The following is a 15,781-nucleotide window of genomic DNA, read 5'->3' on the forward strand; positions in this document are numbered from 1 at the left end:
TCGACTCAGCCCAAACAGTGTTAATAAGATCTAAACTTAACCGCTTCTTCCGAACCGGCTGTCGTATTTCCGGCAGTATAAGAATGCGCGCCCGTACCGGCGAGATGCCCTTGATCGACGATAAGATAAACATCTCGAATAGGACGCTCATCGAGCCAGCATTCTAATATTTCGCGTGTTCCGGCAGCATAACGAGTCTGTGCGGAGAGCGAGGTCCCTGAAATGTGGGGAGTCATGCCATGATGGGGCATGGTTCGCCAGGGATGATCTTTGGGCGCGGGTTGGGGAAACCACACATCTCCTGCATAGCCTGCAAGTTGTCCTGTTTCACAGGCTTTTACTATCGCCTCACGGTTGCAAATCTTACCGCGGGCTGTATTAATAAGGTAGGCGCCACGTTTCATTTTAGAAATTAATTGCTGATCGAATAGATTGTCTGTTTCTGGAGTCAAAGGACAGTGAATAGAAACCACATCACACACCTTGACTAAAGACTCTACATTATCATGAAACACTAAACCTAATTCTTTCTCAACTTTTTCAGGTAATCGATGACGATCGGTATAATGCAATTTAACATCAAACGGTTTTAAGCGTTTTAATACTGCTAAAGCGATACGGCCTCCAGCAACAGTACCTACTGTCATGCCTTCAAGGTCGTAAGAACGACTGACACAATCAGCAATATTCCAACCTTTATCAAGGACCCACTGATGAGAAGGCAGATAATTTCTCACTTGCGATAAAACCATCATAACGACATGCTCAGCAACACTAATACTATTTGAAAAAGTGACCTCAGCAACAGTAATATTTTTATCAATAGCAGCTTGTAAATCCACATGATCTGAGCCAATTCCTGCAGTGATTGCTAATTTTAATTTCTTTGCTTTGGCAATGCGTTCTGCAGTTAAATAGGCCGGCCAAAAGGGTTGTGAAATGACAACGTCGGCATCGACTAATTCCTTTTCAAAAACCGAATTGGGGCCATCTTTATCCGAAGTAACAATGAACTCATGACCTTTGCTTTCTAGAAACTTGCGTAAACCAAGTTCTCCGGACACACTACCCAACATAGTCCCTGGTTGAAAATCGATAGCTTTGGGTGTGGGAACTGTCTGGCCATCAGGATAATGTTCTATTTTAGGTAAATCATCGCGCGCATAAGTCTGTGGATAGCCATCAATTGGATCATCGTAGAGAACACAAAGAATTTTAGCCATAATTTTTTCCTTAAAATAAAGCAATGTTAATAAATCACCCCTCGTTAAGCTGTCGCTGAACAACCTTTTCTGATTGGGCAGCTTACAGCACATTGAGTTGAGCAAGCCCAACCACCACCTAAAGCTTTAATAAGCTGTACACTTGCGAGTTGACGACGCGTACGTATATTAACCAATGCAAGCTCAGCTTGTAAGGCTATATTTTCATTCACTACTACATCAAGATAGTTAGTAATACCACCCACATAACGATTTTTTGCCTGAGTTAAGGAACGACTGGCAGCCGCTGCGGCAGCGATTTGGCTATGCTCCTCCCTATCTAACCATCGAACCGCTGCAAGACCATCTTCGACTTCTTGAAACGCGGTCAATACCGTTTGGCGATACAGAGCGACTGTTTCGTGATAGCTGGCTGTAGCCGATTTTAGTAGGCCTTCTAAATAACCACCATCATATAATATGACCGTCGCAAGGGGGTTAGCAAAGATACCACTGGGCGGCCCCAAAGACCAAAATATACTTGGTTTGGTGAATAAATTTGCTAAAGAGCGACTTTCAAAACCCGCTATTGACGAGAGAGTAAATTGCGGGAAAAAGGCAGCACGAGCAACACCAATCTCTAAGTTCGCTGCTTGCACACGTTGCTCAGCCGCAGCAACATCAGGTCGGCGCTCTAATAACGTGGAAGGGAGTTCAGGATCAACAGAAACCAGTTTCATCCTAGTTACTTCGGGTGGCATATTGAAATTGGCGGGGATGTCCCCTACTAATACAGCAATCGCATGCTGAAGCTGCGCCTGTTGTAAGCGAGTATCGCTGGCTAAAGTCTTGGCATTTTCCAATTGCTCTTCTGCTTGATCAACATCGGAAATAGGTGAAGCCCCACCGGTGTAACGTTTACGGGTTAGGAATAAGGCTTTTTGATACGCAATGACTGTATCATCCAAAACACGTTGTGCTGCCTCTGCTCCTCTTAAACTAAAATAATCGCTGGCTAATTCCGCACGAATACTCAAAGTGGCTGCAGCAAGATCAGAGGCACTGGCTTCCGCAACCCTTTCGGTGGAGGCTACAGAATTACGAACGCGCCCCCAAACATCCAGCTCATAAGTCAAATCAGTGCCTACTAGTAAATCACTAAAGCGTCTTATATTATTGGGATTTGCGACATGTTTAGAAGTTTGTTGCGTATTGGCATTGCCTATCCCTCTGATAGTAGGAACAAAGGCCGAACGAGCCATTTGGACAGCCGCTCTAGCTTCTTGAAGTCGAGCAAATACGGCTTTTAAATCCTGGTTGCCAAAAGTTAATTTATTTTCTAATTCATTCAACACCGGATCGTCAAACACCAGCCACCAAGCGCCTACTTTATTGAGAGCAGCCAATCCAGCACCGGGTTTCCAATCCTTATTTTCTTTATAATGCACAGGAACTGGCATAGGCGGACGTTTATATTGAGGTGCAAATGAGCAAGCCAACAAAAAATGAATGATTAAACCGAGAAAAATAAATCGATTAATGTTTTTTTTGTTCATTTTAAGGGCGGCTCTTTTGGTGCTTCATTATCTTCAGGTGCCAATTGAACTTTTTGTCCTTCAATCAGGGAATCTGGTGGATTTAAAATAATGCGCTCTCCGATATTAAGTCCGGAATTCACTTCAACCTCATTACCAAAATCTCGACTGATTGTTATTGAACGAAGGCTCACCTTATTGTCCTTATTCACAACCGCAACCTGTAAATTCTCCGATCTAAATAGGAGAGCGTTAACCGGTATATGAATAAGTTTTCGCGAAAGTGGCATCTTAAAGTGCATTTCTGTAAAACCGCCTGGCAACAACTCCCCGTCTGGATTGTCCGCCCAAAATTGAGCAAGCAAAGTCAGCGACGTAGCATTGATAGCATCCGCTGTTTTATAGAGCTTTGCGGGAAAACTTTTGCCTGGATGTTCAGAAAAACTCAAAGTAACTATCATATCGGGTTTGATGTTAGAAACATAAGTTTGCGGGATTTGTACATAAACACGCAGACGTTTCGATTGCACGATATGAAATAAGGGAAACACCCCTGTACCACTGCCAGCATTGATCAGTGAACCAATATCAATAGATCGCTGGCTAATAATGCCGTCAAAAGGAGCGATAACTCGTTCGTAGCGCACCAAATCACGTAAGCGATCCCGGTTGGCCTGCGCCGATTGTTTCAAGGCCGCTGTTGCTTCTTGCCCGCTGATTTTTTCATCCGTTTCTTGTTTTGAGACAGAGGATGTTTTTAATAAATTGACCCAACGTTTTGCTGTGATAATCGCGAGGTTTTCATTAGCTATCGCAGTATTAAGATCCGCTTCTGCTTGATTTAACTGAGCATTCACTTCAGGCGCTTCAATTTCAGCAAGCAAATCACCTTTTTTAACATGAGAACCTATGTCGGCATACCATTTCCTAATATATCCATTTGTTCGTCCATAAATAGTGGCTTCATGCCAAGCTTGTACAGTGGCGGGTAAAATAATTTGCTCAATGGCAGGACCAGGTTTTGTAATCAAGGTAGCGACTACTAGGGTTGCTTGGATATTGGTATTTTTGCGTAGCTTATGATTCGCTTGAATACGCGAAAAGATAATTATCAGAGCAAGTATTAAAAATAATCCAAGCACCAACACTAGGTGGCGCAAGAATTTGGATTTTTTAGGCAAGTGACTTTCGTCAGTCATGCTTTTCTCCCTGCTCTTTCTTATATCTACGACTATGAATTATGCAAAAAATAGTAGGAACAAAAAACAAGGTAGCTACTGTAGCAAAGGATAAGCCACCAATCACAGCACGTCCGAGTGGTGCATTTTGCTCGCCGCCTTCTCCCAGACCAAGTGCCATGGGAAACATACCAATAATCATTGCTAAAGCAGTCATCAATACCGGGCGTAATCGTGTAGTACCGGCTTCAAGCGCGGAATGATAAGGATCATTTCCTTCTTTCATATGATCACGCGCAAAACTAATTACCAGAATACCATTTGCCGTAGCGACCCCCATACACATAATTGCCCCCGTTAAAGCAGGAACGCTTAAAGTAGTATGAGTAAGAAATAGTAACCAGACAATACCGGCCAAAGCAGCAGGAAGTGCAGTAATAATAATAAAGGGATCAAGCCATGATTGGAAATTAATCACGATTAGTAAATAGACCAAAACAATAGAAAAAATAAGTCCTATGTACAAACCTGTAAAAGCTTCATCTTTTGTTTCCATTTGCCCACGTACCACGACAGATGAGCCAAGGGGAACATCTTTTTTTGTATCCTTAAGAATTTTATGAATCGCTGTAGCCACCGAACCCAGATCCGTATCTTGTATGGAAGCAAAGATATCGATAACCGGCTGAACATTATAATGAGAAACTACTACCGGATTTATTGTGCGCGTATTTTTGCTTAGCGCACCTAAAATCTGTGCCTGAGCATTAGTTAATGGACTGGTGATAGGAATATTGCGCAAAGCTTGTAACGAATCCATGTAATATTGCGGTGCCTGAGTAGCGATGGGGTAAGAGACATGATTTTTTGGATTCACCCAAAAGTTAGGCGTCGTTTGGAAACTCCCAGAAAGAGTGATTAATAAATTATTCGCTACATCAAATTGGCTAAATCCTAGTTCGCGTGCTCGGCTCCGGTTAGCCTCCACAGCTATCGTCGGATAATTAAATGCTTGTCGAAAATGTGCATCGACCACGCCTGGCACATGCTTCACTTTTTTCAGTAGCATCTTGGCGTGTTCTATATTCTCCTTTGCTTTCCATCCAACAACTTGGATATCAATGACCGAAGGCAAACCAAAATTAAGAATTTGGTTAACGATATCTGCAGGTAAAAAAGAAAAAACCACACCGGGAAATTCTTTTTGTAATAGCGGCCTTAATTGACGAATATAATCTTTTATTGGTTTATGAACTTCATTCAGCGAAATCAAAATATCGGCATCACTTGGACCATTTGTGGCTGAATTACTATAAGACAAGTTAATACCACTGGTAGGTAAGCCAATATTTGCAACAATATTATTTAGCTCTTTTTGAGGAATGAGTCTGCGTATCATCGCATCAATTTCCCCCGACAAACGCGCCGCTTCCTCAACCCTCGTTCCCGTTGGTGCTTGAAAATGCAATTTAATTTGCCCAGCATCCACATCCGGGAAAAAATTGGAGCCAAGCCAAGGCCCCATTAGCGCAATTGAAACCAAAATGAAGGCCAGAAAAGAAAGCACAAAGAGTTTTCTATTGATTAAGGCTCGCTTTAGTAAGTTATGGTAGCCCTGGCGAAATTGATCAAACCGTTTTTCAAAACGACCATGGAAGCGAACAAAAGGATTAGAGTTTTCTTCCGCAGAATGACTTAAATCATGTCGCTTTAGTAAATATTTAGCCATGGTCGCAACGAGTGTTCGGGATAAAATATAAGACGCCAACATCGCAAAAATGACCGCTTCAGCCAAAGGAGCGAATAGGTACTGGGCTACTCCCCCCAAATAAAACATAGGCACGAAAACGATACAAATACAAAGCGTTGAAACCAAAGCAGGTATAGCAATTTGTTTTGCGCCATCCAAAATTGCCGTCTCTACATCCTTACCTTGCTCTAAGTTCCAATTAATATTTTCAATGGCGACAGTCGCATCATCAACCAAAATACCGACTGCGAGAGCTAAACCACCTAAAGTCATAATATTAATTGTCTCTCCTAGCGCTGATAATATCGCCAGGGAAGCCAAGATCGACAAAGGAATTGAAAGAGTAATAATTAAGGTGCTACGCCAACTTCCAAGAACTAGTAAAATCATCAATCCAGTTAAACAAGCAGCAATAGCACCCTCTCTGATGACGCCTTTTATTGCAGCAATCACAAAGACAGACTGATCAGCTATCACAGACAAGTTTAAGGCCGGAGGCATCATCTCTCTTAATAGGGGGATAAGCGCCTTAACTCGACTGACAATATTTAAAGTTGAAGCGGTCCCGGTTTTAATCACCGACATCATTACTGCGCGTTGACCATTGACCGTCACCACATTGGTTTGCGGAGGGAATCCATCGCGCACATGGGCAACATCGCGAATGTAGAGCACCCCATTTGGAATTGCCTTCAGCGGAAAATTGTTCATCTCATCAACTGTTTTGGGGCTGGCATTCAACGTGACATAGTACTCAAACAGTCCGATTTTTTGCGTTCCTGCAGGTAAAATAAGATTCTGCGCATTAATAGTATTGCTTATATCTTGCGCAGAAACACCATAGGTCTGCATTTTCCTTAAATTCAAATCAACCTGAACCTGTCTAACTTTACCGCCATAAGGAAAAGGCAACGCTGCCCCTTGGACCGTTGCAAGTTGAGTACGGATGAAATTATTGCCTAAGTCATTGAGATCTTGCTCAGGCAAAGTTTTACTCGATAAAATCAATTGGAGAACAGGAACCGACGAGGCATTATAAGCTAGGATTTGGGGCGGTGTAGTTCCTGGCGGCATTTGTTTCAACAACGTTTGACCTATTGCTGTCACCTGGCTTAAGGCTTGGGCAACATCAACGCCAGTATGAAAAAAAAGTTTGGTAACACTAATTCCAAAAAGCGATGCTGATTCAATATGCTCAATATCGTTGACTGTGGTAGTTACCGCGCGCTCAAAAATGCTCGTTAAGCGATCGGCTAGATCTTGTGGAGGCATGCCAGCATAAGACCATAAGACACTGACCACAGGGATATTAATATTAGGAAAAATATCAGTTGGTGTTCGTAATATCGCTAATGGCCCAATGATTAATAACATTAAAGCCAGCACGATGAAAGTATAAGGCCTAGATAAGGCAACCCAGACAAGCCACATAGCAATCCATGCATTGAAGATAAGAAATTAAGATATCTCGAACAGATAACTTCCTCATTATACTCAAGATACTTTAAAATACTAGAATGTAAAGTATCGCTTTTAAAACCCTTGATATTTTACAATAACATCGATAAATCCTGTTCGTGCCGCCAGGGGTGACGTTCTAAGTAATCCGCCGCTTGCATTTCCTGCAATCGACTTAGCGTGCGCTTAAACTCCCCTTTCACCTCACCATTTAAATACAAACTCTCTAACGGCACTGCTGCGGAAATGATTAAGCGAATTCCTCGATCGTAGAGTACATCAATAAAGTGAATTAATAAGAGGGCATGCACCGTATCATTTTCAGTTAACTGCGGGATATCACTCAAAAACACCGTATCAAAGCGCTCAGCAATTTCTAAATAATCCAAATTACTACGAGGTAAATTACAGATCACCCTAAAATCAAACCACACCTCTTGTTCACCGCATTTGATATAAGGTATCTCGCGATTTTGGATAAGCAAGACACCGTTATCTTGGACGATTTTGTTCAAACTGGCAAATTGCTCCGCCAAAATCGCATTATTTTTTTCATTGAGAGGATAGAGATAAGTTTCAAGCATCCGTGCTCTTCCCAGACGATAATCTTTGGGGTGGCTTAAGCTAATCACTTCACATCTTTTTTTGATGAGCTCGATCGCCGGTATAAAGCGTTCACGATGCACTCCGTTGAGATATAAATCATCAGGTCTAGTATTTGCAGTCACAACAATAATGATGCCGTTCGCAAAGAGTGCCTGCAAAAATTCGGCTAGAATCATCGCGTAAGCAATATCATGAACAAGAAATTCATCGAAACATAATATGCGAATACTTTTAGCAATATCGGCAGCAATATAGCGTAAGGGGTCTTTTTTTCCTTGTCGCTTGCGTAACTGAGCATCGATTTGTTGCATAAAATGATGGAAATGGAAGCGAGCTTTGTGTTTCTCATTGACGTCCTGATAAAACATATCCATTAGATAAGTTTTACCTACACCGACAGGACCATGCAAATAAATGCCTTTTATGGGTGCTTTGCTTCGCAAAGAAAACCAAGAAGGTTTGGGTTGTTCTAACTCTTCCAATAGTCTTTGCATAGAAAGCAAAACCTGGCGTTGTGCAGCGTCGTCCCTAATATCGCCTCGTGCAACGGCTTCTTCATAGTGCAGCACTAAGGTCATGGCCTGACCACCACATCAGAGATCGATTGAATGAGATGCTCTTTTAGTTCGATTAATTTACCGTGAAAAAAATGGCCTGTTTCTGCAAAACGAGAAACCGGTAATGGCGGCGAAAACTTCTCTGAAAAATCAAGAACAAGCGATAAAGGCACTACTTCATCGTTATCACCTTGAATCACTAGCCAGGGATAAGGCGCTGTAAATTCGCAATAATTATAATGATGAACAGGCGGGGCAATCGTGATTAATAACTTAGACTCAGACTGGGCTGCTGCTCGATAAGCGACATAGGAACCAAATGAAAAACCAGCAAAGATAAATTGTGCTTCGGGCATTTCTTGTTGACACAGACGCTTTAAGGCCAACAGGTCTTCGCTTTCACCTAAACCCGCGTCATAAACTCCTTCCGATTGTCCAACTCCGCGAAAATTAAACCGCAAACTAGGAATTCCGAGTTCTTTAAAAGCACGAGCCATGGTAGTAACCACTTTATTATTCATCGTCCCACCCTGCAAAGAATGGGGATGCCCAAGTAAAGCGAGATAAGGTCGATTGGCTGCAGCCGGCATGGTCAATACAGCTTCCAACTGCCCCGCTAAACCGGTAAAAATAAAAGGATGCTCTCCAGGGCTATTTAATTTATCGGTTAGGATCATAAAAAAACTCTTTTGATCTGAATCAAAGAATCATAACCTAACTTGCATTTTCGTGCGCGTGATTTATGATCTTAGATAAGCAATTTAGTTTTCTAATTGCTAGAGCGCCGACTTTTTAGAAGCGGTGACCCTATAAATTATTTGTGGAGGACTTGATCCATGCGACAGGTACCTAAATTTCTTATATGTTTCTTTCTTTTTTCTGTCACTCCTAGTTTAAGGAGGACGGCATGAAAATCCACGATTTCAAACGAAAAAAACAGTTACAAAATAAAATAAGCATGCTGACTTGTTATGATTATCCTTCCGCGCGCATTATTGCTGAATCAAATATTGATTGCGTTTTAGTGGGTGATTCCGTCGCAATGGCAGTGCACGGTCATGAAACTACCGTTACGGCAACTATGGATATGATGGAACTGCATACTAAGGCGGTCGCTCGTGGTTTGAAGACGCATTTTTTAATTGCCGATCTGCCCTTTTTAAGTCATCGCCTCTCGCAAGCAGACACCGTTAGCAATGTCAGGCGCCTGCTGCAAGCCGGAGCGCAGGGGGTAAAAATCGAAGGCGGCGATGCGGATACTTGCCAGACCATTTCCCATCTTGTTACAGCAGGTGTCCCCATTATTGGACACATTGGTTTAACCCCACAGTCTGTGCATCAATTAGGGGGCTACAAAGTACAAGGTAAGGAACAAGAGCAGGCTGCTCGTCTTATGCAACAAGCTGCCGATTTGGAAGCTGCGGGCTGTTTTGCCTTGGTCATTGAATGTGTACCGGCACAATTAGCAAAAGCAATTACGCAGTCCCTAACTATTCCAACCATTGGTATTGGCGCTGGCGCTGACACCGACGGTCAGGTCTTGGTTTGGCACGATCTTTTAGGGTTACAAACCGAGTTCAAACCCAAGTTCGTGAAACAATACGCACAAGGCAAAGACCTGCTCTTAGCAGCTATTAATGCCTATGCCCAAGAAGTCCAAAGCGCTAATTTCCCGACGAAGGAATATGCATTTTAGATCTCGTTTTGCTGATACGGACTGCATCCACTAGCATGGAGTCCGTAAGGAGTTTTACATGCAAGTTTTTCATGATCTTCAGGAGTGGATAACGGTTCGTCGTTCCTTAGATCCCAAGCTCTCGATCGGTTTTGTACCCACCATGGGTAACTTGCATCGCGGTCATGGCTCATTATTTACACATTCAAAACAAGAGAATGACTACACGGTTGCGAGTCTTTTTATTAATCCCACTCAGTTTAATCAACGCGATGATTTCACTCATTACCCGCGAACTTTAGATGCTGATCTGAAGCTTCTTGAGCAGGCTGGTGTTGATTTTTGCATCCTCCCCACGGAACAAGCCATGTACGCAGATGGCTATCGCTATCAACTACAAGAAACTGAGCTTTGCCAACTTATGGAAGGCAAACAAAGACCCGGGCATTTTACTGGTGTTCTCACTGTGGTGATGAAATTACTTCAGCTTGCCAGACCTCATCGCAGTTATTTTGGTGAAAAAGATTATCAACAATATTTGCTAATTCGCGACATGGCTGCCGCTTTTTTTATGAATATAGAAATTAAGGCCTGTCCGACTATTCGCGAAGAAAGTGGTTTGGCCTACAGCTCACGCAATAGCCGGCTTTCCCAGTCTCAAAGGCTCGAAGCAGAGCAATTCGCTAGAATTTTTCATCAGCTAAATGATTGTGAACAAATTATTGCAGCGCTTAAAAAACAAGGCATCCACGTAGAATATATTGAAGAATATGCAGGTCGGCGTTTTGCTGCAGTGAAAATAGGAGAAATTCGCTTAATTGATAATTACGCTCTCCGAAATGAGCAAAGCCATCAAACTTGACTTGCTGTTGATGGGTATAAGCCGCAAGGGCTGCTGCGATACGAATTTGTTGCAGCCCCCAAATCGATACCAGTTATTAGACAATCACACTGAAAAATGAATGAAAACTATTTGAGTTTATTTCAAGTTTCTATGCAAGAGGTATAGAAGAAACAGGCGAAAGCGGTGTCTCTATTGGATTCCCTTTGTAGATAAAGAAATAGACTCAAATCAGTTGCTACACCAGGATTTTGGCTATAATTTATTAATAGCTGCAACAGGATTTAAGAAGGCTAATTGGAAAGGGAGAACAATTAATTAATGGAACTTAATACCCAAAAGAAAATCGCCTTCATTTTCCAGCATAAAGCTCGAAATAATCCTGCAGAAAATAAAATCCTTTCCGAGCAAATCCAGTTGTTTTATAAGCAAAATTCTTTCAGCATCGTCATTCATTTCTTTGCAGCAATTTTCCTAGCCATTTCACAATGGTCTGTGGTTTCACATCCGTTGATAACCGCTTGGCTGGTTTATATTCTAATTGTCTATAGTGCTTGGTACCTGGCTATCTACTATTATCGAAAAAATCATGATTTTTTTACGCAAAATAGCTGGTTTTCCTTATTAGCAATTTTTGCATTTTTTGCTGGAATAGGATGGGGATTTTCAGGCTCGGTCTTGATTCCTCCGAACAATATTCTCCATCAAACATTTGTGCTTATTCTTATCTTCGGTTTAACCGCCGGATCAATACCCTTTTTTTCGCCAATTCTGTTGGTTTATGCCCTTTTCCTTTTTCCTACGTTTATCCCGTTAATCATTTGGCTTTTTGCTCAAGGAGGCGTCTATACTCTGTTAGGATTATGCGGACTTATCTATTTACCCATCCTTTTTGTTTGCTGTTATTATGTGAATAAATTTTTAATTAATACCCTGAGGCTTCGTTATAAAAATATAAATCTTGATACCTTGAATCAGCTACTAGAAGAACGAGTTAGTCGACGTGCAGATGAATTAGAAAAAGCACTGGCCATCACTAAATCGACACTGGAATCGACAGCCGATGGCATCTTAGTGGTCGATCTGAAAGGTCATATAGAATATTACAATCAAAAATTCTTAGATATGTGGCAAATTCCTAATTTATTCACTACAAGTCCAAACTTACAATTATTCATGGATGAAGCATTAAAACAAATAAAAAATCCAAAAGAATTTCTTGAAATAGTTAAGGAAAACAATAACAATCCTTCACACGAAAGTTTTGATGAAATAATAATTAGTAAAAACAAAGTATTCGAATGGTATTCTAAGCCTCATTGGCGACGTAACTTAATCGTTGGAAGAGCTTGGAATTTTCGTGATATAACGCTCAGAAAGCAGATGGAACAACAACTCGCCTTCCAAGCAACCCATGATCTCTTAACTGGGCTTCCTAATCGAACGTTGTTATATGATCGTATTAATCATGGCATTTCCTATGCCAAACGATATCAAACTAAATTGCACCTATTATTTCTTGATATTGATAATTTCAAACTAATTAATGACAACCTTGGTCATAATTTAGGAGATATTTTACTCAAAGAAATTGCTAAACGTCTTAAAAATAATACGCGTGAAAGTGATACAGTTTCCCGCTTTGGTGGCGACGAATTCATTATTTTATTTTTCACTAATAAATACAGTGATATATTAAAACTTACACAAAAAATGCTTGATGCAATCACCAAACCAATGCTGTTATTACAGCAAGAAATCGTCGTTACAGCTAGCATTGGTGTAAGTATTTATCCTAAGGATGGAGCCGACGCAGCAACTCTGCTAAAAAATGCGGATATCGCGATGTATCTTGCCAAGACCCAAGGTAGAAATAATTTCAAACTTTATGATCAAAGCATGAGAAGGCACACTGAAAAAAGCCTAGCGATGCAAATTGAATTGCGCAATGCCGTAGTTAATAATGAATTTTTTTTGCTATATCAACCTACCATCGACTTAAAATCCGGACAAATTACTGGTGTTGAAGCACTTGTTCGTTGGAAACATCCCAAGAAAGGTGTAATACAACCATTGCAATTTATCCCCATCGCGGAAGAATCAAGAATTATTGTACCCTTAGGTGAGTGGGTTTTTCGTACCGCCTGTTTACAAAATAAGGCCTGGCAAGACATGGGACTTAAACCCATTTCTGTCGCTATTAATGTTTCAGGAATGCAATTGATGCGCGAGAATTTTGTAAATCAAATCGAACTCGCTTTACATGAATCAAAACTCGACCCTAAATACGTAGAAATTGAGCTAACCGAAAGTGTCATCATGGATGATAGAAAACAAAACCTACACACTTTAAAAAAACTAAAAGAAATGGGGCTCAGTCTTGCAATTGATGATTTTGGTACCGGCTATTCCAGCCTAAATTATTTACGCGAATTTCCTGTTGCTAAACTGAAGATTGATCAATCATTTGTACAAAATTGCAACGTTAATAGCAGCGATGCCTCACTCGTCGAGGCAATCGTTGCGATGGGGCATGGCTTAAAATTGAAAGTACTTGCTGAAGGCATTGAAACTGTTGGACAACTGCGCTTTTTAAAACATTGCCATTGTGACGAGGGCCAAGGTTTCTTATACGGTCAACCCATGAGCGCTAAAGTATTTGCCAAACTTTTAAGTAGCAACTTGACCTACGATTAAGCTCGCAGAAAACGCTAAGCGCGGGCAAAAGTTTCCTTCGCTAAAGTTAAGCGTTTTTCAACCTCTCCCAACTCTGCTTTAAGCGACAAAACCACTTGGCTGTCACCCCTAGTCTGCATCTGTTGCAGCGATTTACTCATCGCTTCTTGCTGCTCAGTTAAACGATTAATATCCTGTTGTAATGACTGTAACCACTGTTGCCGAGTACTTATGCTATTCAATCCAAAACTCGGTTTCTTTTCATTTTTGGGTTTGTTTGACTGCAAATGACAAAGCGTAACCAAGACATTAATTTTTTGTTGGATTCGTTGGGCAAGATAATAGGCGCCTGAGGCCATTTTTTGTTCTGCTAAAGCTCGAATATCCGCTTTAATTTCTTCGATACAATTTGCTGCTGTGACTTCTAAACGAGGACGAAATAATCCTCTAGGAAGTGAGTGATTTGAAAGAGACTCTTCAAGTGCAGATATTTTCCATTCCAATTCAGGTAGCCGTGCAGTCAACTCCTGCAATAAAACCCTATAGTCCATGACTTATCCCAACTATGCCATTTTCTGTTGCAAAGCCGATACACGAGCCTGCCGCCAGGAACAGATGAAGGGTGGTAAGCACATCAAAATTAATCCAAACACTAAAGTGAATTCATAACGAGTTACGCTACCGACATTAATCCCCTCAGGAGGCATAAAACTCACAACTAATGTGGTCAAGGCACCAATAATTCCCACGCCGGCTACAAATAACATACCGTATAACCCTCCAGGGATTTGAAAAGCTCTGGGGTGATCGGGCGCACTCAATCGTAATTTTATCGCAGCAATAAACATGAGAAGATACATCAACATGTAGAGCTGAGCTGCTAAAGCTGTTAATAACCAATAGGAGCCATTGACGCTAGGCATAAAAAGAAACAAGGCTGACAAGATTGTGACGATAATTGCCTGAGTAACTAACATAACAACTGGCGCTCCCTGACGATTCGCGCGTTGGAAAAATTCTGGCAAATTACCATCTTCAGCAGCCACTAATAAACCTTTTGTTGGTGCAATAATCCAATTGCTCACGCCACCCAGTCCGCCAAGTACTAACATGATCGCCACAATTGGCATAAACCATACTAGATGGTATTTGGCAAAAAACGCATCAAAAGCTTGCATAATGCCCGCAACCAAATTGATTTCGTTTTGTGGCAAAACAATCGCGATAGCCAGTGAGCCTAAAATCAAAGTGCTTAAAATAATCAGCACAGAATAAACCAAGGCTCGCGGGAAAGCGTGCTGAGGATTATCAACATCATTCGCATGAACAGTCGCGATTTCAATACCGCAAAATGACATCATAATCGCAGTTAGCGAAACCCAGAGTGAGCGATCTTGCCAATGTGGGCTAATGCTCTGTACATCAAATTGCACTTGTAAAGGATTACCACCGACAATCCAAGCAGCGCCTAGACCAATAATTAAAGCCATCGGTAATAATAAACCCGACAATGCACAAATATTGCTAAATACTGCAGAAGAATGCATGCCTCGTAAGTTTAAAAGAGTCGCGCCCCAAAAAGAACTAATGATGACTACCCACAAAAACCAGGGGTTAGAAGCCATTGAAGGATTAATAAGATAGCCAATCGTTCCTGCCACAAAGGATAAAATGGTTGGATACCAAATCACATTTTCTATCCATTGCAACCATATCGCTAAAAATCCGGTTTGCTTCCCAAACGCTTCTTTAACCCAAATATAAATTCCACCTTGTTTCGGCCAACCCGAAGCCAATTCTGCAGAGACCAGCGCGGTTGGGATTAGAAAAAACAAAGCTCCCATAATGAAGAAGGAAATCAATTGACTGCCAAATAAAGCGGTGGCGGGTAAATTACGAATACTATCTACAGAGCCTACAGTAATCATTGTTAGGCTAAAAATGGTCAACGCGTGCTTATTAGAACTCATTGCATTCCTTCTCTGCTATTGCAAATACTTGGGTAACATCCTTTAGTAAGGACAAAACTCAAAAAAATCTTTCTACCTCTATCTCATTTCGAATACATGCGTGATTGTGTACTCAATCACGGTACGTCGAAATGTAGAAACCTCATTTTATCTGTTCTTTTATTTTTGTCCGCACAGAGAAAACTTTATTGTAACGAGACAAGCTTAAGATAATCTTAATAATCGTGTAAAAAATAATCAAAACCGTCTTACTCTACTTGAGTCTGCAAGCTTTGTAAATCACTAAAACGAGATAAAAATGGATAAATAGTTAATGATTTTAACAAATTTATG

At 41.2% G+C, this 15,781-nt stretch carries 11 protein-coding genes; 3 read left to right on the plus strand and 8 right to left on the minus strand.

Annotation, left to right across the window (positions count from 1 at the left end):
• Window positions 1-20: 20 nt before the first annotated feature.
• From Ldro_RS07830 to Ldro_RS07855, 6 genes are all read right to left on the minus strand, one after another.
• Window positions 21-1,223 carry an NAD-dependent formate dehydrogenase gene (locus tag Ldro_RS07830; protein ID WP_058495839.1) on the minus strand — a complete coding sequence of 401 codons (1,203 nt, stop codon included), beginning with the start codon at window positions 1,221-1,223 and terminating at the stop codon, window positions 21-23.
• Window positions 1,224-1,267: 44 nt separating this feature from the next.
• Entirely contained in the window at window positions 1,268-2,758 is a 1,491-nt protein-coding gene (locus tag Ldro_RS07835; protein WP_238583990.1) for an efflux transporter outer membrane subunit, read from the minus strand.
• A complete protein-coding gene (locus Ldro_RS07840) occupies window positions 2,755-3,936 on the minus strand; it encodes an efflux RND transporter periplasmic adaptor subunit (RefSeq protein ID WP_058495840.1) in 1,182 nt (393 codons plus the stop codon). The genes Ldro_RS07835 and Ldro_RS07840 overlap by 4 nt, the downstream gene beginning before the upstream one ends.
• A complete protein-coding gene (locus Ldro_RS07845) occupies window positions 3,929-7,096 on the minus strand; it encodes an efflux RND transporter permease subunit (protein WP_058495841.1) in 3,168 nt (1,055 codons plus the stop codon). The genes Ldro_RS07840 and Ldro_RS07845 overlap by 8 nt, the downstream gene beginning before the upstream one ends.
• A gap of 119 nt (window positions 7,097-7,215) precedes the next feature.
• Window positions 7,216-8,307, minus strand: a complete 1,092-nt coding sequence (zapE, locus tag Ldro_RS07850; protein WP_058495842.1) for a cell division protein ZapE — start codon at window positions 8,305-8,307, stop codon at window positions 7,216-7,218.
• A complete protein-coding gene (locus Ldro_RS07855; RefSeq protein WP_058495843.1) occupies window positions 8,304-8,963 on the minus strand; it encodes an alpha/beta hydrolase in 660 nt (219 codons plus the stop codon). Before Ldro_RS07855 ends, zapE begins: the two co-directional genes overlap by 4 nt.
• Window positions 8,964-9,193: 230 nt before the next feature.
• Between Ldro_RS07855 and panB the strand changes: the two genes are divergently transcribed.
• The 3 genes from panB to Ldro_RS07870 all read left to right on the plus strand — a co-directional run bounded on the left by panB (window position 9,194) and on the right by Ldro_RS07870 (window position 13,499).
• Window positions 9,194-9,982: a 3-methyl-2-oxobutanoate hydroxymethyltransferase gene (gene panB, locus Ldro_RS07860; protein ID WP_058495844.1), complete on the plus strand. Its 789-nt coding sequence runs from the start codon at window positions 9,194-9,196 to the stop codon at window positions 9,980-9,982.
• Window positions 9,983-10,040: 58 nt separating this feature from the next.
• The gene (gene panC, locus Ldro_RS07865) at window positions 10,041-10,823 is read left to right on the plus strand and encodes a pantoate--beta-alanine ligase (protein ID WP_058495845.1); all 783 of its coding nucleotides are present in this window, start codon (window positions 10,041-10,043) and stop codon (window positions 10,821-10,823) included.
• 300 nt (window positions 10,824-11,123) lie between these two features.
• Window positions 11,124-13,499 carry an EAL domain-containing protein gene (locus Ldro_RS07870; RefSeq protein ID WP_058495846.1) on the plus strand — a complete coding sequence of 792 codons (2,376 nt, stop codon included), beginning with the start codon at window positions 11,124-11,126 and terminating at the stop codon, window positions 13,497-13,499.
• Between the two features lie 14 nt (window positions 13,500-13,513).
• Here the strand turns inward: Ldro_RS07870 and priC are convergent, their stop codons facing one another.
• The gene (gene priC / locus Ldro_RS07875; RefSeq protein ID WP_058495847.1) at window positions 13,514-14,029 is read right to left on the minus strand and encodes a primosomal replication protein PriC; all 516 of its coding nucleotides are present in this window, start codon (window positions 14,027-14,029) and stop codon (window positions 13,514-13,516) included.
• A gap of 12 nt (window positions 14,030-14,041) precedes the next feature.
• Window positions 14,042-15,448 (minus strand): APC family permease, encoded by a 1,407-nt coding sequence (locus Ldro_RS07880; RefSeq protein WP_058495848.1) that lies wholly within the window; start codon window positions 15,446-15,448, stop codon window positions 14,042-14,044.
• Window positions 15,449-15,781 lie beyond the last annotated feature (333 nt).

Source organism: Legionella drozanskii LLAP-1 (assembly GCF_001467585.1).
GTDB classification, from domain to species: Bacteria; Pseudomonadota; Gammaproteobacteria; order Legionellales; family Legionellaceae; genus Tatlockia; species Tatlockia drozanskii.